The organism is Paraburkholderia hospita (genome assembly GCF_002902965.1).
Lineage (GTDB): Bacteria > Pseudomonadota > Gammaproteobacteria > Burkholderiales > Burkholderiaceae > Paraburkholderia > Paraburkholderia hospita.
Genome location: NZ_CP026110.1, coordinates 1 through 20,719 on the forward strand (window position 1 = coordinate 1; position 20,719 = coordinate 20,719).

At 62.3% G+C, this 20,719-nt stretch carries 23 protein-coding genes and 3 pseudogenes; 14 read left to right on the forward strand and 12 right to left on the reverse strand.

What is annotated here, in order from left to right; all coding sequences use genetic code 11:
- The 9 genes from C2L64_RS52500 to C2L64_RS52550 all read left to right on the forward strand — a co-directional run bounded on the left by C2L64_RS52500 (position 1) and on the right by C2L64_RS52550 (position 5,267).
- Positions 1 to 927: a replication initiator protein A gene (locus C2L64_RS52500; RefSeq protein ID WP_007183094.1), complete on the forward strand. Its 927-nt coding sequence runs from the start codon at positions 1 to 3 to the stop codon at positions 925 to 927.
- A 981-nt stretch (positions 928 to 1,908) separates the two neighbouring features.
- On the forward strand, positions 1,909 to 2,214 hold the full coding sequence (locus C2L64_RS52515; RefSeq protein WP_051059081.1) for a hypothetical protein: 306 nt from the start codon (positions 1,909 to 1,911) through the stop codon (positions 2,212 to 2,214).
- The gene (locus C2L64_RS52520; protein WP_007183092.1) at positions 2,201 to 2,479 is read left to right on the forward strand and encodes a hypothetical protein; all 279 of its coding nucleotides are present in this window, start codon (positions 2,201 to 2,203) and stop codon (positions 2,477 to 2,479) included. Before C2L64_RS52515 ends, C2L64_RS52520 begins: the two co-directional genes overlap by 14 nt.
- Positions 2,480 to 2,539: 60 nt before the next feature.
- Positions 2,540 to 2,752: a hypothetical protein gene (locus C2L64_RS52525; RefSeq protein WP_007183091.1), complete on the forward strand. Its 213-nt coding sequence runs from the start codon at positions 2,540 to 2,542 to the stop codon at positions 2,750 to 2,752.
- Positions 2,753 to 2,803: 51 nt separating this feature from the next.
- Positions 2,804 to 3,439: a ParA family protein gene (locus C2L64_RS52530; protein ID WP_007183090.1), complete on the forward strand. Its 636-nt coding sequence runs from the start codon at positions 2,804 to 2,806 to the stop codon at positions 3,437 to 3,439.
- The gene (locus tag C2L64_RS52535) at positions 3,436 to 3,699 is read left to right on the forward strand and encodes a hypothetical protein (protein WP_090839329.1); all 264 of its coding nucleotides are present in this window, start codon (positions 3,436 to 3,438) and stop codon (positions 3,697 to 3,699) included. The genes C2L64_RS52530 and C2L64_RS52535 overlap by 4 nt, the downstream gene beginning before the upstream one ends.
- Before the next feature lie 687 nt (positions 3,700 to 4,386).
- Complete coding sequence (locus tag C2L64_RS52540; RefSeq protein ID WP_028229650.1) at positions 4,387 to 4,704, forward strand: hypothetical protein; 318 nt, start codon at positions 4,387 to 4,389, stop codon at positions 4,702 to 4,704.
- Positions 4,705 to 4,732: 28 nt separating this feature from the next.
- Positions 4,733 to 4,969, forward strand: coding sequence for a hypothetical protein (locus tag C2L64_RS52545; protein ID WP_007183086.1), 237 nt, complete (start codon positions 4,733 to 4,735; stop codon positions 4,967 to 4,969).
- 55 nt (positions 4,970 to 5,024) lie between these two features.
- Complete coding sequence (locus tag C2L64_RS52550) at positions 5,025 to 5,267, forward strand: hypothetical protein (RefSeq protein WP_090839385.1); 243 nt, start codon at positions 5,025 to 5,027, stop codon at positions 5,265 to 5,267.
- Between the two features lie 136 nt (positions 5,268 to 5,403).
- On the opposite strand, the gene C2L64_RS52555 is transcribed toward C2L64_RS52550, so the two are convergent.
- From C2L64_RS52555 to C2L64_RS55780, 5 genes and pseudogenes are all read right to left on the reverse strand, one after another.
- Positions 5,404 to 5,976 carry a hypothetical protein gene (locus C2L64_RS52555; RefSeq protein WP_007180433.1) on the reverse strand — a complete coding sequence of 191 codons (573 nt, stop codon included), beginning with the start codon at positions 5,974 to 5,976 and terminating at the stop codon, positions 5,404 to 5,406.
- Between the two features lie 76 nt (positions 5,977 to 6,052).
- Positions 6,053 to 6,316 (reverse strand): hypothetical protein, encoded by a 264-nt coding sequence (locus C2L64_RS54000; RefSeq protein WP_007180432.1) that lies wholly within the window; start codon positions 6,314 to 6,316, stop codon positions 6,053 to 6,055.
- Positions 6,313 to 6,675, reverse strand: coding sequence for a hypothetical protein (locus C2L64_RS54005; protein WP_156903410.1), 363 nt, complete (start codon positions 6,673 to 6,675; stop codon positions 6,313 to 6,315). Before C2L64_RS54005 ends, C2L64_RS54000 begins: the two co-directional genes overlap by 4 nt.
- Positions 6,672 to 8,465 (reverse strand): annotated as a pseudogene (locus C2L64_RS52565) (Tn3 family transposase); the annotation flags it as partial. The pseudogene C2L64_RS52565 and the gene C2L64_RS54005, both read right to left, overlap by 4 nt.
- Before the next feature lie 377 nt (positions 8,466 to 8,842).
- Positions 8,843 to 9,034: pseudogene (locus C2L64_RS55780) on the reverse strand (helix-turn-helix domain-containing protein); the annotation flags it as partial.
- Positions 9,035 to 9,099: 65 nt separating this feature from the next.
- Here C2L64_RS55780 and C2L64_RS52575 point away from each other — a divergent pair.
- A complete protein-coding gene (locus tag C2L64_RS52575; protein WP_011178402.1) occupies positions 9,100 to 10,176 on the forward strand; it encodes an aromatic ring-hydroxylating dioxygenase subunit alpha in 1,077 nt (358 codons plus the stop codon).
- Here the strand turns inward: C2L64_RS52575 and C2L64_RS52580 are convergent.
- Genes C2L64_RS52580 through tfdA form a run of 4 tightly spaced genes read right to left on the reverse strand, consistent with a single transcriptional unit; the run spans position 10,173 to position 14,229 of the window.
- A complete protein-coding gene (locus tag C2L64_RS52580; RefSeq protein ID WP_049796618.1) occupies positions 10,173 to 10,589 on the reverse strand; it encodes a Zn-ribbon domain-containing OB-fold protein in 417 nt (138 codons plus the stop codon). The two genes, C2L64_RS52575 and C2L64_RS52580, sit on opposite strands and share 4 nt — an antisense overlap.
- 20 nt (positions 10,590 to 10,609) lie before the next feature.
- Entirely contained in the window at positions 10,610 to 11,776 is a 1,167-nt protein-coding gene (locus C2L64_RS52585; RefSeq protein ID WP_011178401.1) for a thiolase family protein, read from the reverse strand.
- A 5-nt stretch (positions 11,777 to 11,781) separates the two neighbouring features.
- Positions 11,782 to 13,323 carry an acyl-CoA synthetase gene (locus C2L64_RS52590; protein WP_011178400.1) on the reverse strand — a complete coding sequence of 514 codons (1,542 nt, stop codon included), beginning with the start codon at positions 13,321 to 13,323 and terminating at the stop codon, positions 11,782 to 11,784.
- 42 nt (positions 13,324 to 13,365) lie between these two features.
- Complete coding sequence (gene tfdA / locus C2L64_RS52595) at positions 13,366 to 14,229, reverse strand: alpha-ketoglutarate-dependent 2,4-dichlorophenoxyacetate dioxygenase (RefSeq protein WP_011178399.1); 864 nt, start codon at positions 14,227 to 14,229, stop codon at positions 13,366 to 13,368.
- Between the two features lie 205 nt (positions 14,230 to 14,434).
- Here tfdA and C2L64_RS52600 point away from each other — a divergent pair, with 205 nt between their 5' ends.
- Both C2L64_RS52600 and C2L64_RS52605 read left to right on the forward strand, forming a co-directional pair.
- Positions 14,435 to 15,322 carry a LysR substrate-binding domain-containing protein gene (locus C2L64_RS52600; RefSeq protein WP_011178398.1) on the forward strand — a complete coding sequence of 296 codons (888 nt, stop codon included), beginning with the start codon at positions 14,435 to 14,437 and terminating at the stop codon, positions 15,320 to 15,322.
- 184 nt (positions 15,323 to 15,506) lie between these two features.
- The gene (locus C2L64_RS52605) at positions 15,507 to 16,346 is read left to right on the forward strand and encodes an IclR family transcriptional regulator (protein ID WP_011178397.1); all 840 of its coding nucleotides are present in this window, start codon (positions 15,507 to 15,509) and stop codon (positions 16,344 to 16,346) included.
- Between the two features lie 27 nt (positions 16,347 to 16,373).
- Here C2L64_RS52605 and C2L64_RS52610 read toward each other — a convergent pair whose 3' ends face one another.
- The 3 genes and pseudogenes from C2L64_RS52610 to C2L64_RS52615 all read right to left on the reverse strand — a co-directional run bounded on the left by C2L64_RS52610 (position 16,374) and on the right by C2L64_RS52615 (position 18,606).
- Entirely contained in the window at positions 16,374 to 17,162 is a 789-nt protein-coding gene (locus C2L64_RS52610; protein ID WP_227978825.1) for an enoyl-CoA hydratase/isomerase family protein, read from the reverse strand.
- Positions 17,139 to 17,765 (reverse strand): annotated as a pseudogene (locus tag C2L64_RS55785) (helix-turn-helix domain-containing protein); the annotation flags it as partial. The gene C2L64_RS52610 and the pseudogene C2L64_RS55785, both read right to left, overlap by 24 nt.
- Entirely contained in the window at positions 17,734 to 18,606 is an 873-nt protein-coding gene (locus C2L64_RS52615) for a LysR family transcriptional regulator (protein ID WP_232355764.1), read from the reverse strand. The gene C2L64_RS52615 and the pseudogene C2L64_RS55785, both read right to left, overlap by 32 nt.
- A 210-nt stretch (positions 18,607 to 18,816) precedes the next feature.
- Here C2L64_RS52615 and C2L64_RS52620 point away from each other — a divergent pair, with 210 nt between their 5' ends.
- A complete protein-coding gene (locus C2L64_RS52620; protein ID WP_011178386.1) occupies positions 18,817 to 19,584 on the forward strand; it encodes a chlorocatechol 1,2-dioxygenase in 768 nt (255 codons plus the stop codon).
- Positions 19,581 to 20,693 (forward strand): chloromuconate cycloisomerase, encoded by a 1,113-nt coding sequence (gene tfdD, locus C2L64_RS52625; protein WP_011178385.1) that lies wholly within the window; start codon positions 19,581 to 19,583, stop codon positions 20,691 to 20,693. Before C2L64_RS52620 ends, tfdD begins: the two co-directional genes overlap by 4 nt.
- The last annotated feature ends 26 nt before the right edge of the window (positions 20,694 to 20,719 follow it).

Below are 20,719 nucleotides of genomic sequence, written 5' to 3' on the forward strand. Positions count from 1 at the left end.
ATGGCAGCAACACCAGTACCCGTCAGGGGGCAACACAAACCGTACACGCAGACGGAGCTATTTGCGGCGAACATGCTTGAGTGGCCGGTCAAGGACGACCTGGCCAGCATGGAGTTCCCGCTATTCTCCCTGTCGAAACGACGCGACACGACCGTGCGCGAATACGTCAGCCCGTCGACTCAGAAGCGCGTCAAGGTAATTCCGTCCGTGCTGGGCGCCGCCACTGTCTTCGACAAGGATTTGCTGCTCTATATGGGCTCACAGATCATTGAAGCCCGACAAGCGGGATTGCCGATTTCTCGCACGGTGAAGATCGATACCTATGCGTTTCTGACCGGCACCGAGCGAGATCCGGGCGGCAAAGCCTATGACAACATGCTCGACATGCTACGTCGTCTGAAAGGTACGACGATCGAGACGAACATCGCGACAGGCGGCGAAGAGGAGACGAGAGGGTTTGGCTGGATCGAGGACTACACCATTACTCGGCGGACCAAGAACGGGAAGGGTGTCCTCGAGGTCGTCGTCATCGTCGCGGAATGGCTGTACAAGGCATTCCTGCACTACGAGGTGCTGACCATCGACCGCCGCTACTTTCTGTTGTCGCAACCGCTCGAGCGTCGGCTGTACGAGCTGGCTCGCAAGCACGCCGGCGACAAGGCCATCTGGAAATGCGACATCGAGATCATGCGGCAGAAAAGCGGCTCGATCCAGTCGCTGCGACATTTCCGGGCCGACGTCCGAGACATCATCAAGCGCGATGCCCTGCCCGATTACCGTGTCGCGCTGGACAGCAGCAAGAAGCCCCACCGGATCGTGTTCTACTCGCGCGACAGCAGGGCGTTGACGAAGGAGCTGCAGCGTATCGACGGGTTCACTTGGTTTGAGCAGCTCGAGCGGCAGGGCAACCTAATGGCCGACGACTAACGGAACGGGGTCGTACTTCGCCGACACGCGCTGTCGGTGCCCGCAGTGACTGTTGTTCCAGCGTGCTGTAATCGGGACGTTCCGGCCCGTGGCCGCTGCTCTACCCTCCCGCCTACATCAACAATTCGACGGCACGGAAGGCTTTTTCGAGCCTTTTGCCTATCTTCCTAAGTGTCGTATATCGCCGACCTTTCGGCTTAGTGTACGTACATACGTAAGTATGTGGTAATGCACCCATCCCCCCGCCCTTCCCGCCCTGCGGGAAGGGAGCGAGTCGCCCTCTGTCGTCAAGGGTGCGGGGGAGAGAACCCTTCCCCCCCACCCTTTCCTGAAGCGTCTATCCCGGCACGCCAGCCCGTCAAGGGCCGCTGCGCTGCCGTCCTCACCCGTTCGGTGCTCGACCTGGCCTGCGGCCAGCTCTGCGCTCCGCTGCGGCTTCCGGGCGTCCCCTTGACCGTCTGCCATGCCAAATATTTACGCGATTACGTATTTACGTATGTACGTACGTATGGCAACATAGCTATACCCTTTCCTGCGCGGAGATCTCGATGGCAAATATGAAGTATTTCCACGGCGATCGCCAGCTTGTGGCCGTTACGAGCATGTCGAACACTGAATTCGCGCTGCGGTTTCCTGGCGTGGTCGGCCGCCGGTACGACGGCTATCACATGTGGGTCGGATCTCCCGCCGACGCACGTGACCAAGTGCTGCCGGTCGAGCGGGTGATCGAGTACAAATCGAACCCTAGCCGGCATGAATGTGACGCTCGCTGCCTCAACGCGACGGGCCGGATCATGCGCTGCGAGTGCTCATGCGGCGGGAAAAACCACGGAAGAGGCTCACGACGTTAATACGCAATTACGTATTTACGTATGTATGTATGTACGCTATACTAGGTTGGTGCTGCCGATGTCGGCGGCACCGGCGAACGCCCGGCGGCTACCGGGTTTTGCCGACGACCATCCGTCTAGGAGCATGACCATGAAGCAACCGATGCGACCGTCCGAATCGGACGCGATCGAGAAGCTGGAGGCCGAGATCGAGCGGCTCAAGGCTTCGCAGAAAATGATGCGCGCCGCGAACACTGCCCTGCGCAAGGGCGATGACAACGCCTTGCGGGCGCTGGGGTTCTCCGAGGAACACATTGGCGAGCTCAAGACCAAGGATTTCGCCGGGCGCGTCGGCTTCCCTCAATCCGCTCTGCGCAACAACAACGCCGACATCCGCCGGCTCAAGAAGCGTATCGCTGAAGTCCAAACGAGGGAGGCATGCGATGCTGACCGTTGACCTGAAAATGTCGTGGGCCAGTGTGCTGCCCGTTCTCCTCGCTGGCTATGCCGAGGGGACGGCCGAAGGGCGGTCGATGGCCGTCGAGCAGTTCAAGAAGATGGCCGAGGCCGCTGATTTTGCGCACGAGTTGGCCGATGCGCTCGAGATGGTCATGACTGTCTTTGAGCGCTCGACGCCGACGGCGGGCAACTGGATGGAAGTTCAGCACGCCAAGAAGCTGCTGAATCGCCTCCCTACCCGCGAGATCTCGCAGGAAGACTAACCCGATAATGCCGTACTTACGTATGTAAATACGGCATTATGTAGCTCGCACGAGGGAGTCATGGAACGCGAATACCGGGTTTTCTATCGGACCCCGCAATCGTTCGACGAAAAGGCGCATACCGTTCGACTCGCTATAGGAGACGGCGCCGACGAGAACACCGTCGAGTTGTTGCTGCTTGCTCAGGCGAAGCATGAGATTGCTGCGAAGGTCGGCCGACCGCCGGACCAGGTGCATATCAACGGCTTCAGTTTGCTTTCGGACTGCCATTAAGGCATAATTACGTAATTACATACGCATGTATGTACGGATAAGGAGAAACCCATGAAATACGCGGTTGTGAATACCAAGGGTGGCGTAGGCAAAACGACGACGGCTGTTCACCTGGCGACGCATCTCGCCAGTTCGGAGCCTACCCTACTGATCGACGGCGACCCGCAGGAGACGGCGGCAACATGGGCGGCATGGCGACGTGACAGCGAGGCGGTGAAAGGCAAGCCGTCGCCGACGACGACATGCCTGCGCGGCAAGGCCATTTTCGATGAGGGCAAGCAACTGTCGAAGGGGTTCGCACACACGGTCGTGGACGCCGGCGGTCGCGACGCGCCGGGGCTCCGCAATGCGCTGCTGCTGGCCGATTTGGCGATCGTCCCGGTCGGCGCGTCCGGCTTCGACGCGGCTGCGATGACGGATCTACTCGAGGTCGTCGACTTGGCCAAGGATTACAACCCCGAGCTGCGCGTGAAGATCCTGCTTACGCGCATCGATCCCCGGACCAAGGACGGGAAGGAAATGCTCGAATTTCTGCAGGAAAACAAACTCGACGTGCTCAATGCCCGCGTGTGTGAGCGCGTGGCGTTCCGCCGCGCTACCAGCGAGGGCTGCACGGTTGAGGAAATTGGCAAGGATAGCCAAGCCGTGGCCGAAATGGTCGCGTTCTACCAAGAGGTGAAAGCATGAAGAGAAAGCCTTCTCTAGAGGAATTCCGTGGCGGCGGCAGCGAAGGTGCGGTCGAATCTCAATCGACGGCGCCGGGCACTGCCGCGGCTACGGTCCCGGCAGTGCCCGAGCGGACCAACAAGACCATTCGTATCCGCAAGACCTTCGAGACGAAGCTGAAGGAGGATGCGTTTCACCGCACGCAAGCAGAGGGTCGTCGGGTCACGGAATCCGACATCATCGACGAGGCACTCGAGTTCTATTGGACACACAAGAAGTAATTACGTATGTACGCACGCATGTACATACGTAATTTGAACCGAATAGGGCGAACGGGGTGGAGAAGAATATTGCCTTTGGCTCGCTGTCGATCATCTCGATGATTGGAGCCGTTTCGCCTGCGGAATCGGACCATGCAGACACGTATGAACCGCCGATCCGGTGGAGGGTAGAGAAGGCGCGGTGTACGTAATTACGTATGTACCCGGACATTCAGTAAAGGCCGCCCACGGGCGGCTTTTTCATACCTACGGGCAGCAGAGCGGGGCAGGGCCGCCGGCGGCGGCCACACCCACCCATCCCCCGCCTTCCCGCCCTGCGGGAAGGAGCGAGTCGCCCTCTGTCGTCAAGGGTGCGGGGGAGATGAACCTTTCCCCCACACCCTCGACTGGAGGGTCTATCCCGGCACGCCAGCCCGTCAAGGGCCGCTGCGCTGTCGTCCTCACCCGTTCGGTGCTCGACCTGGCCTGCGGCCAGCTCTGCGCTCCGCTGCGGCTTCCGGGCGTCCCCTTGACCGCCTGACATGCCGAACCCCCAGCCAAATATTTACGCAATTACGTATTTACGTATGTACGTAAGCAGACTATAATAGATCCCATGCAGTGACGGCCACGCCTCACCGCATCCCGGCCGGAACCACTGGCGGCTACCAGTCCCCGGCCTACCTCCCAACCGTCTAGGAGCAACACATGCAAACCGAGATCAGGAAGTTCAAGCGCCACATTACCGGCGAGGAACTCATTGCCGCCTGCGATCGCGAGGGCTTTCCGTGTCAGTCGCGCAAGTACCTCGAAGAGGGAAGCGATCACATCCGCTTTGGCTTCGAGCACGGCGGCGTCTACGTGACCGCCCTCTACAACACGGTGAGTGGTCGCGCATTCGGCGAATACGAGCTGCCCAAGCGTACACGCCCGCTTGGCGACAAGGGTGTCGAGTTCAGCACCGACGACAAACTGGACGGGACGCCTTGGTTCGACGCGCTGCTGTCGTTCCTCTATGTCGCCTGATCAACGACTACTGCTACAGGAGGAAGACATGGCTGAACGCCACTTTCGCAAGAACAGCACAACGTTCAATTGCCGTTCGTGCGGCCGACTTACGCGCGATATCGCGGGAACGAATCAGCAATTGTGCCCGCAGTGCGACGCATGGACCATGATCGAGAACTCGATTCTCGACGAAGACCTCGCCGGCCCCGACCTGGCCGAAGCCGAAGCTCGCATCGCCAAACTGAAGGCCGAAGCCGTGGCCAAGGGCGGGCGGTTCAACTGACTAACCGCTCCCGCTACGGTTGGCAGGTGGCTCAGACAATATGGAGAGGGGCGATATGAAAACGGCTTACGAACTGCTGCTCGACGCGCCTGACGCACAAGTGAAGCGTTGTCAGCTCGCATGGAAAGCCATTGCGGCCGGCGACTGGCAAGACGCAGCTCATTTCTTGCGCAACGCGGCGGGGGAAGAGGGGGCAACGCCGTGGGCCGCTGAGGCGCGAGCCCTCGCAGACGCGTGTCAGGGTAAGGCGAACCCGAATTTTGACCTCAATACCTTGCGCCGCGCAACGGACAAGTAGGGGATCTACGCCGGAACCCCAGAAAATTCCGTCGTTCCACATTGTGAACATTAATCGGCTTATTCCAGCCGAAGAATGTTGGAGCGACGTCCGGTGAGTGACATGACGGTCTCGGTCACACGGACCATCAGGACCGTTACGCGGGGCCCAGTTCGATTACATTGTGGGACAGGTCGAGACAATCTTCGCAGTCCCGGCAAACCCAGTGCAGCATCGGCCCGACCGGATCTGGATGGTCGCTGAACGTTGTCAGCGCCGCGTCGTACTGAGCATCGGACGTGCTCGAGCGCAGTATCCGCTCGAGATTAGACTCGATGCTGTCCAGGCTGCATTCACCGATGCCGGACTTGAACACCGTCACACCGCCTGACGGGTTGACCGCGAAGAAGAAAAACGCCTTCGTGTCGACCATGTGCGACAGGATTGTCCTGGCGATGAAGTTGCTCGGATTGATCAGCGCATTGAAGATGCGGTAGCCGTAAAACTCTAAGCCGAAGTGTACGACCTCGAAGTCGTCGGTGCCGCGTATCGAGTGGCCAAAGTTGAAACCGCTGCGTGTTACGTCGTTCGGAATGTCATCCACCGGCCGCAGTGCCAGGCAAGCATAGTGCGTCTGGCCCTCGGCCACGAGTCCCATCGCAAAGCAGGGCGCGCGCTCGGCCAGCAAGGCCTCGACAAAATTCCGGTTCATGCGGAGCGTTGGCAGCATCGGGCATCCTTCATCGTGAATCAAATCAACATTTGCCGACCTGGCTGTGCGGTGCGTCGACGTCGAACATCAAAGGCTATACATCGTCGAGCTCGAACAGCGCGCGATCGGCGGGCCGCGACAGATAATCGTCCATCATCGCGCGGAAATCGGCTTCATCCCACTCGCCGCGATCGACACGCCGCAGCAACGCCTCGCCGGCCAGCATGATCTTTCGCTCGCGATCCGCGCGCGTTTGCTTGACCTGCTGGCGCTGCGCCTTAGCTGCCGCTTTGCGGGCTGTTTTCAGCTCCTGCAGCTTTTCGTCTGTCGCATCGAGACGACGTTTCAGCATGTTCATTCTGGCGTCCTGTTCGAAGAAGCGGTTTGCGCGGGAAACCGGCGCGCCGGCGTGCGCCGGTTCGTTACATTCGCGCCGTACTGTCGCGCCCAGGTGCGTACCGAGGGAGCGATATCGACTAACGTCGGCGGCATGTTCGGCAACACATCCATCGTCCAGCCACCCAGCCGCTTTGGCGCAATATACGCCGGTCGCCAGCTGCCGTCGGCCAGGATATCGATCACGAACAGCGACGTGCCGACGCTCAGTCGCCAGGTGTTGACCACGGCTGGGGGTAAAGGATTACCTGGTTGTGGCATCGTATTCCACCGTAACAGGAATAAGGGATTCCAAGCCAGAACCGCCGAAAATTCGATCACTCCAATTCGAGCCCTGCAATGAGCGCGTCCAGGTCGATTTTGTTGTCGCTTTGAAAAGTGTAGTGCCCGTTCAAAAGGATATGCCGCCAGGCTGCCGGTGATATCTGCGTAAGCCGCGCCAGCGCCTTGGCGTTGCCACTGGCCTCCCATTTCGTCAGTAGATGCGACAGAATCGCCGAGTTGTAAAAAATGATGACGTTGGCGATCAGCCGGGCGCACTGGTTGCTGATCTCGATTTCGATGTCGGTGCGGCCGGTCAATTCCTTCTTGCCGCCGACCTGGGCGATGGTCGAACGAAGCTGATGGTAAGACTCGAGGCGGTTTTGGGAGCGATGCACGTTTCGCTCGAGCTGCGGGTCGCGCAGGTAACGCAACGTGTAGATGGTACGAATGAGCTTATCGAACTCAAAAATCGCGCGACGTGTCGGGTTTTCCTGCGAGTACGTACATAGTTTGCGGATCAGCGAGCCCTGCGTGATCTCTTTGAGGCCCAGCGTGGCGACGATCTGATCGATATTTGTCTTCTCACTGGTGATGAGCTGCCGATCGATTTGTCCGATCGGCTGAATCAGGCATTTCTCGTACAGCGCCGGGTCGTCGATACAATACAATTCCTGCAACTGGTCATCGAGGTTTGTGAAGCGAGGCTCGAAGCGCAACCCGAACCAATACAGGATAGCGAAGTTGGCTTTGTTGATGCTGTGCATGTCGCCGGTGATCGCAGTCGGCACTATATCCGACGTGTTGCGATACCAGATGTCGAACACGTGATGCGCCTCGTACTCGTGCGCGCCGATTAGGTAGCCGTTCAACGGGACATGATTGCACAGCAGCGTGTAGGCGACGACGCCTTTGCCTCGTCCGAAGTATTTGCGCGAGTAACGCGCCTTCACGGTCGGTCGCTCGACGCCGAATTTCTGCCCATCGACGGCGCTGTACAGCGCATCGAGATCGAACGAGTAGTACGGGAAGATCGGCAGCGCGGCGATGGCGTTGCTGATGCAGTCGTTGGCCGCATGCAGCGTCGCCTGACGCAGATACTGCTGGTAGGTGCTATCCAGAACGTGGTACGGAATGTCGCTGGTGCGCGCCATGACATGGTTGCCATGGTTCATTGCCTGAGCGATGATAACCGCCATCAGGCTATCGGCGTCCGCTACCTTCTTCGCGTAGCGCGGCTGCAATGGCGTCAGCGCCGACAGGAACTGGCACTGGCCGTTGACGAAGCGGAACACGTCGGCAACATCGCAGAATGGCAGTTGCTCGTAGAATGCCTGCTCACGCACCTTCTGGTTCTCGGTTTTCGGTTTGCGCCAAATCAGCTTCTGCGTATCCTTGTCGTATTCCAGGTGCGTAAGCTTGCCCTGTTTCAGCTCTCGGTTGAAGGCCAGCCATTGTGCATGCAACTCGGCCGCTAACGCATCGAGTTGGGCATCGATTGGCTGCTGCAGGAACGGGATCTCCATCTGCGCCAGCGCGTCGGCCTTCTCGTTCATCGAAACAAGCTCGTCGGAGAAGTGACGATGTTGCAGACTGTCGTCGAGATAGATCTCTCCCGACTGGAAGCGCTTCCGGATCTGGCGGTACAACCAGAATTCGTAGCGATCGGCGTGCAAACCGGTCGGCTGACCATCAGCGCCGAAGATCAGCAGGTACGGTCGCAGGCGCTTCGGCAGCGTGGCCGCGGGACATTCGGCGAGCGGTCGTTGTGACAGGCGCTGCTGTTTGGCGAAGGCCCCCTTGACCCAAGCCAGCGCCGCGAGCCACGGGTTGTCTGGGGCGCTTCGCGAATCAGCGCCGGAATATTGACTTGAACACCGTCAGCCGCCTCCGCGTTCGCGGCAGAGGCGATCCGTTCGATGTCCTCGTCGCGTTCGTTCGCCAGCAAGACCTTGCCGGCCGCCGACCTGCAGACTGGACGCAGGACGCCTGGCGGAAACCACAGCGCGTTGGTCTTCAAGCTCGGCAACAGCGACAGGATGAAGCGCACGTGAATGCCTTGGCGCAGTCCGACCATGACGCCGGCCTTCGTGCGCATCGCGAGGGCCTTCATGTCGGTCACGAAACTGTTCTTCGCGAAGAACGCCTCGTGCTGCCAGGCGCCCAGCAGCATGACGCGCAGCGTGGGACGGAAGAGGTGGTCTTTCTCGGAGAACGTGAGGTAGCCCATCGTCTCCAGGCTGCCAACCAGCATCGAGGTGCTGGATTGGGGATAGTCCAGCGCCGCCGCAATCTCGGTGATGGTGGCGCCCTTCTGCCTCGCGGCGAAGTACTCGAGGATCTCGATCGCCCGGAATGCCGACTTGACCGGCTTGGGCGATGAATCAAGGGTTTCTTCGCGCTTCGTCATCACATTCATGATGCCACTGGAAGGTGCTCGCCCTACGCTCAGCGCACGGTCCGCAAACGAAGGAGAACTAGACCATGTATCCCAAGAATTTCTGGTACGTCGGGGCGATGAAGCACGAGGTGGGGCGGCAGCTGCTGGCGAGAACCCTGCTGGAACAGCCCGTCGTCTTCTTCCGTCGCAATGACGGCAGTGTCGCCGCGCTGGCCGATCGTTGCAGCCACCGTCGCGTCTCGCTTTCCCTGGGGCGCCTGATCGGCGACGAAGTCCAGTGCGGCTATCACGGGTTGACCTTTGCCGGCGACGGTTCGTGCACGAGCATTCCCGGTCAGTCTCGCGTCCCACCGAGCGCCTGCGTGCGCTCCTATCCGGTGGTCGAGCGCGACGGATTCGTCTGGATCTGGCCGGGCGATCCGGCGCTCGCAAACGAAACGCTGGTGCCCGACTACGCGGAGATCTGCAGCTCCGGACGCTACGTCGGGCGGCCCGCCGAAGCCCTGCTCGTCGAGGCGCCCTTTTTGTTCAACATCGAGAACGTGCTGGACCTGTCGCATGTGACCTACGCCCATCCAGAGACCGTCGGCACGCCCGAAGTGGCGCTCACGCGCCCGACCGTCGACGTCAGCGAAGCCAAGGTCCAGGTGACACGCAACTGGGACAAGGCGTCCACCGGACCCTCGTTCAAGAACCTGTTCGGATGGGACTTCGTCAAGAACAGCCAACGCATCAGCTTCTGGCCCGGCGCCAACATGCTGCTGGAGATCGAGGTCGAACCGGTCGGCAACAACGACCCGACGCAGATCAAGCGGCTTCGGGTGCCGGGGCCCTGTACCCCCTCCACATCGACCACGCATTTCAAGTTCTCCGCGCTCTATCGCGACTTCCTGCCGGACAACGAGGCGCTGACCGTCGGCATGTTCGAGCAGTTCCGCAAGACCGTGATGGAAGACAAGGTGCTCATGGAGAACCAGCAGAGAAACTGGGCACTCGACGGCGTGGAAGTCATTCGCAGGATCGAGCCGTCCAGCAGCGGCGGAATGATGGATATCGCGGTGGATCACGCGCCGCTCGCCGCACGCCGTTGGCTTCAGCGGCTGGCGATGGCGGAACGGAGTGCGCCAGAAATCAAGGCCCCAGGCGTGTTGCAAGGCTAGGGTGCCTTTCCGTTGGGCCCGCCTGAATGCGCGGCGATGGTGAAGGCGGGCCACTGCCATCCGTCGGGGAGCGAGATCCAGGCGACCCGAACGGCCAGGCCCACGCGCAATCGCGCGGGATCGCAGTCGACCAGCCAGCTGAGGATTCGCGCGCCTTCGACCAGGTCGATCCATGCGTGCATGCGGGGGGCGTCGGCCGCCGCAGGGGTGTTCATGCGATCGACGGTCCAGCTTGCCAACACCCCGTCGCCGCTGACCTCGCGCCACGCCAGACGACGGCGCCCGGTGTAGACGCTGCCAGGCCGCGGATAGGCCTGCCACCGTCCTGTTTGCGTGCAGAACTGGACCAGCAGCCGGCGCTCGCGCGTGGCCGCCCAGAACGCCGCGGTGTCCATGTAGTGGCCGATGGCCACAGTCGAAGTTCGAAGACCGCTCATCGGTCCAGCACGAGCGCGCTGCTCATCATCCAGGCCCGGCCATAGGCGAGGCCGCCGATGCCCGTGACCAGCGCATTGCGCGGATCTTCGACCTGGGTTGCGCCGCCTTCGCCGAAGAGCTGGCGCACCGCCTCCACCAGGCCCAGTCCGCCGGCAGCCAAGCCTGGTTGACCCGCGGAGAGTTGGCCCCCGCCCGTGTTCAGCGGCAAGCCGCCGCTGAATCTTAGATCGGTCTTCTCGATGAAGGCGGCGCCCTCGCCCCGGCCGCAAAACCCCATGTGCTCCAGCTGCATCAGGACGGCGATGGTGAAGTCGTCGTACAGCTGCAGCATGTCGATCTCCTGCACGGTCAGGCCGGCCTGGCGCAGCGCGCGCGGACCGGCCTGGACGAAGCCCGACGCGAGCAGGTCGGGCGGCTGTTCCTGCACATCGTGGTTCGTGCGTTCGGCGTAGCCGGCCAGCCGCGCGCATTTGGACAATCCCATCGCGGACGCCGTCTCGGCCCGCATCATCAGGACGCCGTTCGCGCCGTCGCAGAACATCACGCTGTCGAGCAGGCGCAGCGGATCGGAGACCTTGCGCGACTTCAGGTAGTCGTCGAGGGCAAGCGGTCTTCGCAGCTTTTCGCATGCGCGCTCGTTCTCCAACGCGTGCCCGCGCTGTGTGAGCACGATCTTCCCCAGCGCGGCATCGAGCGCACCGTAGCGCTGTTCATAGGCGTTGTGCAGCAGCGCAAAGAAGCCGGGCGGGCGCGTCATGCCGGTCGGCGCGATGAACTCGTCGTGGTAGCCGCGGAACTCGGCGGCAAAGTGGGTGCTGGGAGCGTCGGCGCCCAGCACGAGCGCCACCTTGCAGTGCCCGTCGCGCAGCGCCGAAGCCGTTGCGGCCACGGCGGACAACATCGCGCAGCCGCCCGTGGTGCCGGTCGCCAGCCAGTCGAGCGCCAGTCCCAGCGCGTCCGACATGAAGGCCGCATGGAAGGGATTGCTGCCCTCGCTCAGCGCGGCCGTGACCGCCAGCCCGTCGATATCGGCGGGCGCGATGCCGTACTTGCGTGCGAGCTCGTCCAGGACGTCCGCCGCCAGGTCGTAGGCACTTCGACCCGACCCGAAGACAACGGGTGTTTCGGCATAGCCGCCGATGACGATGTCGGATGCCGCCATCCGGCCTACGCTGCCGCCGACGATGGCGCGATGCTGTCGATGTACTGCTGCTTGAGCTTGCGGCGCGCAATCTTGCCGCTGTCTTCGCGCGGCAGCACCGGCATGCTCAGCAAGAACCTGGGGCAACGCAGGCCTCCCAGTCTGTTCTTGAGCGTGGCCCGCATCGTTTCGAGGTCGACGCGCGCGCCGGCGTGCGGCTCGACCACGAGGACCAGGACTTCGCCGAGGTCCCGGTCGGCGATGCCGAAAGCGACGCAATCGCGCACCTCCGGCAACTTCATCGCTTCCTCTTCGAGTTCCGCCGGAAGTATGTTCACGCCGCCGGAGATCACCATGTCCTTCTTGCGATCGCTGATCCACAGGAAGCCGTCCGCATCCAGATGCCCGACGTCGCCGAGCGTGATCCACTCGCCGCGTCGAAGCTCCGTCAATGCCTCGGGCCGATTGTGGTAGGTCACCAGATCGGCAACGTCGGCGTGAACGAGGATCTCGCCCTTGTCGCCGATGGGCACCGGATGTCCTTCGTCATCGACGATGGCGATGCGGACGCCCTCGGGCGCCTTGCCGACGGTGCCTGGGTGCGACAGCCATTCCTCGGACGTGCAGGTCGCGATCACGCCGATCTCGGTGCCGGCGTAGTACTCGATGATGACCGGGCCCCACCAGTCGATCATGGCCTGCTTGACATCGCGCGGGCACATGGCCGCCCCATGCGTCACGGCGCTCAGCGTCGACGTATCGAAAGCGGCTCTGCGCGCCGGCGGGAGGTCGAGCAGCCGGCTGAACATCGTGGGCACCACATGCATGTGGCTCAGGCGATGGCGCTCGACCAGGTCGAGAAGATCATCCGCGTCGAAGCGCGGCTGAAGCACCAGGACTTCGCCGAAGCGCAAGCTGTTGAGCGCATAGACATAGGGTGCCGAGTGGTAGAGCGGCCCCGTCAGCACGGCCCGGATCGGCCGAATCTCTTGCCCGTGCGCCAGACGAACCCTCAGGCCGAACTTCGCCGCGAGCTCGGGCGTGCCGTTGGCGCGCTGCACGCCCTTCGGGCGGCCCGTCGTGCCGGAGGTATAGAGCAGACTGGCCGGCGCCGCGACCGGCAAGGCCGTCGAAGGCTCCGATGCCTGGAGCCAGCCTTCATAGTCGACCGTGCCCGGGTTCGCCGTGCACGACGCATCGGACAGCCGATAGGCCTGCCGGATCTCGGGCGGCGACGCGGCTTCCAGCACCTTGCAGGCCTCGGGCACCGCGGATGCAACGCCCTTGAGCAGATCGGTGTGCGCGACGAGCACACGCGCTTTGCAGTCCTCGAGGATGAAGGCGATCTCGTCCCGGTTCGCATGCCAGTTCAAAGGCACCGCAACGATGCCGGCGCGGTTCGCGGCCAGCGTCATTTCGAGCACCGGAAAGTCATTGCGCATGAGGATGGCGACGACATCACCGGGCCTCAATCCCCATGCCGCCAGGCCGCCCGCCGCTCGAAGGACGCGCTGCGCCAAGGTGTCGCCGTCCAGGCTACGGCTGCCGCTGATCAGGGTTGCGTACATCTTGTGGGGCCTTCGCGAAAAGGGCGTGCGCCATGGCGTGCGCTAGACGACGGCATCGTCCAGGGTGGTCGCCCGGCGCAGCTCACGCCTGGCCGAGATGTCGTACCTGCGTCCGCGGTGAAGAACGCAGCGGTTGTCCCACATCACCAGATCTCCCACGTTCCAGCGATGCCGGTACACGAATTCCCGCTGTGTCGCGTGCTCGAGAAGCTCCGCAAGCAGCATCCGGCCTTCGGCCACCGGAAGGCCTTCGACGTGGCTCGCGTGCGCGCCGATGAAGAGAAACTTGCGCCCGGAGCCGGCGTGGGTTCGAACCAGCGGCCAGTTGACCGGCGGCATGGCATTGCGTTGCGCTTCCGAATAGTCGGTGTCGCCGAGCAGGAAGCGGGAGTTCAGTGCGTAGTGCTCGGCACGCAGCCCTTCCAACTCGGATTGGAGGTCCCGAGGCAGCGCGTCGTATGCCGCACGCATGTCGCAGAACTCGGTGTCGCCGCCCGACGGCGGAACCACCACCGCGGAGAGCATCGAGTAGCGGGCAGCAGGTTGCTGAAAGGAGCTGTCGCTGTGCCAGAGCTGGTTCGCGAAGTTCCCGACCACCTCGCGCGCATCGCGTTGCGCGACCTTGCCGTCGAGACTGACGTTCGAGATGTCCGCCAACTCCGCGTACTTGAATCTCGAAGGTCTTTGATTGACCTTGATGAAACCGCCTTCGAGTGGCCCGAAATTGCGCGCGAAGGCGATCTGCTGATCCTGACTCAGGGGCTGCCCCCGGAACACCAGCACCGACTTCTCGTCCATTAGCCGTTCGATCTCTCGGACCTCGGTCGAACCCAAGGCCTCTCGAAGGTCGATGTCTTCGACCCCTGCGGCGAAAAGAGGATGAAGGGGATTTGCGACGACGCTCACTTTTTTGCTCCTTTTCTAAGAGACTGTTTCAAAAAGACGGCTCAGCGCGCCTGAAGATGTTCCAGCAGACGAGAGAGCAGCCGAGTTTTATCATGGCGGTAGTCTAGAAATGCCGGGCCATATGGTCTAATACCTTCCATCAGCGCGAGCGATACGGGATCGGTATGGCTCTCCGGCAGCCGGAGCCAGCCACCAGGAGTGAAGAATGGAGTTTCGACAGCTTCGCTATTTCGTTGCTGCCGCGGAGGAGGGCAACGTCGGTGCCGCCGCGCGGCGGCTGCATATTTCCCAGCCCCCGGTCACGCGACAGATTCACGCGCTCGAACAGCATCTGGGCGTGTTGTTGTTCGAGCGCAGCGCGCGCGGCGTGCAGCTCACGCCCGCCGGGGCCGCGTTTCTCGAAGATGCACGGCGCATGCTCGAACTGGGTCGGACTTCCGTGGACCGGTCCCGCGCCGCCAGCCGGGGCGAGATCGGCCAACTCGATATCGGCTACCTCGGCACGGCGATCTACCAGACCGTCCCGGCATTGCTCCATGCGTTCACGCAGGCGGTCCCGGGGGCGACGCTGTCTCTGGCCCTGATGCCCAAGGTGCGGCAGATCGAGGCCCTGCGTGCCGGCACCATCCATCTCGGTGTCGGCCGCTTCTACCCCCAGGAGCCTGGAATCACGGTGGAGCACCTGCACTACGAACGGCTGTATATCGCAGCGGGTTCGAGCATTGCGCGCCAGCTGAGACAGGATCCGACGCTGCTGCGGCTCAAGAGCGAGTCCCTCGTTCTTTTCCCCAAGGAGGGGAGGCCGAGTTTCGCTGACGAAGTGATCGCCTTGATGCGCCGGGCCGGGGTCGAGCCGCGCGTGACGGCGATTGTCGAAGATGTCAACGCGGCCCTCGGGCTCGTCGCGGCCGGCGCCGGCGTCACGCTGGTCCCGGCCTCGGTGGCCGCGATTCGGCGGCCCTTCGTCCGGACGATGGAGATGGCCGATGCGAGCGCCAAGGTGCCGGTCAGCCTGACTTACCTGACCGACTCTCGCGTACCCGTGCTTCGCGCATTTCTCGATGTCGCAAGACGCGGGAAAGGACAGAAATAGCGCGGCTGGCTACGTGTACGATTTCGTGTTCGAACGCGAACTCCGTCAAGCAACTCGACCATCCATCGCCGCCGTCAGGCGCCAGCGCGAAGACGACTACCATCGAGATAGATCACCCGCCGCGTGGCGCCCGCAACGGGCCTCCTCGAAGGCGAATGCAACCCCGCTCCCCTCAGCACGGCACATGGCCACCCAAGATCGAACCCAGGCGGCACGCAAGAAGACATCGGGCCCGGCCGCGGCCAAACCCGCCAGCGAATCGACGCTGTACGTGCAATCGGTCGAGAAGGCGATGAAGGTGCTGATGGCCTTCGACGGCTCCAAGCGCCAGCTTTCGCTGTCCGAGATCTGCACGCTCACGCAGCTCGACCTGAGCGCCGGGCAGCGCTTCACTTTCACGCTCACGGCGCTCGGCTACCTCAACAAGGAATCGGAAAGCCGCAAGTACGAGCTCTCGCCGCGGCTGCTCGACTTCACCTACCATTACCTGGCGTCGAGCGACGTGGTGAACCGCGCCACGCCCTTTCTGCAGCAGCTCAGCCAGATGACGGAGGAGGTCTGCAACCTCACCGTGCTCGACGGGCCGGACATCGTCTTCGTGCAGCGCATCGTGAGCCGCAACGTGCTGCATCCCAACGTGATCGTCGGTACCCGCCTGCCGGCCTACTGCACCGCGCCGGGGCTGGCGCTGCTGTCGACGCTGCCCGAGGCCGAAGTCGATGCGCTGCTCGACGCCAGCACGCTGGTCAGGCACACGCCCAGGACCATCGTCGACCGCCGCAAGATCAAGGAGCGCGTGGCCGTCGCGCACGCGCGCGGCTTCGTGCGCACCGAGGACGAGTACTTTCTCTCCGACATCTCCACGGCCGCGCCGATCACCGATGCGCGCGGGCGCGGCATCGGCGCGATCAACGTCGCGGTGTCGCGTGCACGCTGGGAACCGGCGCGCGACGAGCAGCGCTTCGCCGACCTGGTGCGCAGCACGGCCTTCGCCGTGTCGGCGCCTCGGCGGCACGTCGCCTAGCAGCGAGGCCCGGGCGGGGCCTGCGATTCAGCGGCCCTTGAAATGCGGCGTGCGCTTCTCTGCGAAGGCCGCGCGTGCTTCGCGGAAGTCCTCGCTGTCGTCGGCCCGCGCCACCATGGCGTCGAGCTCGGCCCGCCGTTGCGCGACCTGGCCGGCGAGCACCGCATTCAACTGCGCCTTCGAACCGGCGATCGACAAGGGCGCGGCGGCGGTCATCGGTGCGCCGAAGCGCAAGGCCGCCTCGACGACATCGCCCTCGGCCACCGCGTCGGCGAAGCCGGTGCGGCCGATCTCGTCGATGCCGAACATCTGGCCGCTGTAGAGCCAGCGCCGCGCGTTGGAAGCGCCGATCAGCCAGGCCAGGCGCTGCAGCTGGATGGTCGGATAGACCAGGCCCAGCTTCGCGACCGGCACGCCGACGCGCGCCGTCGCGTCGGCCACGCGGAAGTCGCAGCACATGGCCAGGCTGCAGCCGCCGCCGGCACAGACGCCGCTGATGGCCGCGATCACCGGCAGCGGGGCGCTCTGTACCGCGGCATAGGCCTCCTGGATGCGCTGGCGGTAGACCTCGGCGTGCGCGGGATCGGCCTTGGCCGCCGCGAAGGCGACGATGTCGTCGCCGGCGCAGAAGTGGCCGCCGCTGCCGGTGAGCACCACGAGCCGGACCGAGCGGTCCTGCGCGAAGCGCTCGAAGGCGGCCTTCAGGTCGGTCCAGGCGTCGAAGTCGCAGGCATTGCGCCGCTGCGGGCGGTCGATGGTGACGATCGCGGTGCCGTCGCCGCGCTGATCGATGAGGATGTCCGGCCCGTCGAGCACGGTGAGGTTGCAGACCTCCTCCGTCATCTGGCTGAGCTGCTGCAGAAAGGGCGTGGCGCGGTTCACCACGTCGCTCGACGCCAGGTAATGGTAGGTGAAGTCGAGCAGCCGCGGCGAGAGCTCGTACTTGCGGCTTTCCGATTCCTTGTTGAGGTAGCCGAGCGCCGTGAGCGTGAAAGTGAAGCGCTGCCCGGCGCTCAGGTCGAGCTGCGTGAGCGTGCAGATCTCGGACAGCGAAAGCTGGCGCTTGGAGCCGTCGAAGGCCATCAGCACCTTCATCGCCTTCTCGACCGATTGCACGTACAGCGTCGATTCGCTGGCGGGTTTGGCCGCGGCCGGGCCCGATGTCTTCTTGCGTGCCGCCTGGGTTCGATCTTGGGTGGCCATGTGCCGTGCTGAGGGGAGCGGGGTTGCATTCGCCTTCGAGGAGGCCCGTTGCGGGCGCCACGCGGCGGGTGATCTATCTCGATGGTAGTCGTCTTCGCGCTGGCGCCTGACGGCGGCGATGGATGGTCGAGTTGCTTGACGGAGTTCGCGTTCGAACACGAAATCGTACACGTAGCCAGCCGCGCTATTTCTGTCCTTTCCCGCGTCTTGCGACATCGAGAAATGCGCGAAGCACGGGTACGCGAGAGTCGGTCAGGTAAGTCAGGCTGACCGGCACCTTGGCGCTCGCATCGGCCATCTCCATCGTCCGGACGAAGGGCCGCCGAATCGCGGCCACCGAGGCCGGGACCAGCGTGACGCCGGCGCCGGCCGCGACGAGCCCGAGGGCCGCGTTGACATCTTCGACCTCGGCTGCGATTTTTGGCTCCACTCCTTCCGTTCTAAATATGGAAACTACCTTGTCGGCGAAACTTGGTCGGTCGCCGCGTGGATAAAGAATGAGGGGCACATCGAGTAGGTCTACAACTGCACGGGCACGGGAAACGCGTGTGTCCCACGGATCGGCAGCGGCGACGTGAAGCGTCTCCGTCCCAATGTTCCAACTCGACACGCCTTCGGTCACCGGATAGAAGCGCCCGAATCCGATGTCCACCACCCCTGAAAGAAGAGACTCGAGCTGAGCTTCCTTGGTCATGTGAGACACGGCGACGGTGGCGTCGGGATACGTTGCGAGGAACGTTCTGACGAACGCCGGAACCGTCTCAAAGACAGGAGTCCCAAAGTAGACGAGCTTCAGCTCACCCGATTCGCCTCTAGCGGCAGCTTGCGATCGCCGCGAAGACCGCTGCACAAGCGCGAGCAACTGACGCGCGTCATCAAGAAACACCTTTCCGGCGGCGGTGAGTTCGACGCCCCGTGCCGTCCGCTCGAAAAGCTTTGCCCCAATATCGCGTTCCAAGGCCTGGATCTGACGAGTAAGCGGTGGCTGCGATATGTGCATCCTCTGTGCCGCTGTTCCGAAACCTCCCGCCTCCGCGACCGCGACGAAGTATTTCAACTGTCTTATTTCCATGTTCCGTCCCGTTGCGCTGCCTGTTACAAGGCGATTGTGAGCAAGCACCTGCGGTCTCGCAACTAGGGAAAGACATACCGAAACCGTATGGTCTAGGCGGAGAAAAGGTATTGGACGGTATGGGATTGCCGTCTCTATTATGACTGTGCGGGGCAATTGTCGCCCACGTGTTCATGTTTTCATGACGGAGGCAAAGTGAACAAAAGAGTCAAGGATGTTGTCGATGCGATCGTCGCGGCGGTACAGCGGGTGCTCGACCAGAAGGAGGTTACTGAGGCGGAATACCGAACTGCGGTTCATTACCTCATGCAAGTAGCCGAACAGCGTGAAACCGCTCTTCTTTGCGATGTTTTTTTCAATAGCACCGTGGCTGCGACGAAGGCTCGTATTAGCGAAGGTTCAACGCCTGCTATCGAGGGACCCTACTATCGCGACGACGCCCCTCTGGTCGATGACCGGCTCAAGACTTACGACACGGACGACCACAAGCCTTTGCTTATCCAGGGAACGGTCAAAGCGGTCGACGGGAGCGTTGTCGAGGACGTGACGATTGATGTCTGGCATTCGACGCCCGATGGGAAGTACAGCGGTTTCCATGACGACATCCCGACTGATTTTTATCGAGGGAAGCTCAGGGTGGGCACCGATGGCAGCTTCCGCGTGCGCACAACGATGCCGGTGCCGTATCAGATCCCGGATCAGGGTCCCACGGGCGCATTGCTCGAAACCATGGGTGGTCACTCGTGGCGTCCCGCTCATGTACATTTCAAGGTGAAGGCGCCGGGATATGAAACGTTGACCACGCAGTACTACTTCGAAGGTGGAGATTGGATCACGGACGACTGTTGCAACGGCGTCCAGTCTAGTCTGATTACTCCCGATATTGTGGAAGAGGGTGTCCGCCTGATGAACATCAACTTCGTTATCGAGCCCGCGCGTGCGCAGGCGGGGGCAAACCCGTGAAGATTGACGCGATTGAAGCAGTGATCGTGGATGTGCCGACCAAGCGGCCGATCCAGATGTCGATCACTACCGTGCACCAGCAGAGCTACGTTATCGTCCGGGTGTATTCGGAGGGGCTCGTTGGTGTCGGCGAGGGTGGAAGCGTTGGTGGTCCCGTCTGGAGCGCAGAGTGTGCGGAGACGATCAAGATCATCGTGGAACGGTATCTCGCGCCCCACCTCCTCGGAACTGATGCGTTCAACGTTTCAGGTGCACTGCAAACCATGGCGCGTGCCGTCACCGGAAACGCCTCTGCAAAGGCTGCGGTCGAGATGGCGTTACTGGATCTCAAAGCTCGAGCGTTAGGCGTATCGATCGCCGAGTTACTTGGCGGGCCGTTGCGCAGTGCGATTCCGATTGCCTGGACATTGGCGAGCGGAGATACGAAACGCGATCTCGATTCTGCCGTCGAGATGATTGAAAGACGACGACACAATCGCTTCAAAGTCAAGCTTGGCTTCCGGTCGCCCCAAGACGATCTCATCCATATGGAGGCTTTGTCAAATAGTCTCGGATCGAAGGCCTACCTTCGCGTTGACGTGAATCAGGCTTGGGACGAGCAAGTGGCGTCCGTCTACATTCCTGAACTGGAGGCGCTTGGCGTGGAACTCATCGAACAGCCGGTCGGCCGCGAAAATACGCAAGCGTTGAGGCGGCTCTCCGACAACAACCGCGTGGCCATCATGGCCGATGAGAGCCTGAGTACGTTGGCCTCGGCATTCGATCTCGCGCGCGACCGAAGTGTGGATGTCTTTTCGCTGAAGCTTTGCAACATGGGAGGGGTCTCGGCGACGCAAAAGATAGCAGCGGTCGCGGAAGCAAGCGGGATTGCATCGTATGGCGGAACAATGCTTGACTCGACGATCGGCACATCGGTTGCACTTCAGCTCTATTCTACGGTTCCATCGCTTCCGTTCGGTTGCGAACTGATCGGTCCCTTCGTGTTGGCAGACACGCTGAGCCACGAGCCACTCGAGATCCGGGATTACGAACTGCAGGTTCCCACTGGCGTAGGTCACGGCATGACGCTTGACGAGGACAAGGTGCGCCAATACGCACGCGTCAGCTAGGCAAAACGCGCAGCGCAGGCCGCGGC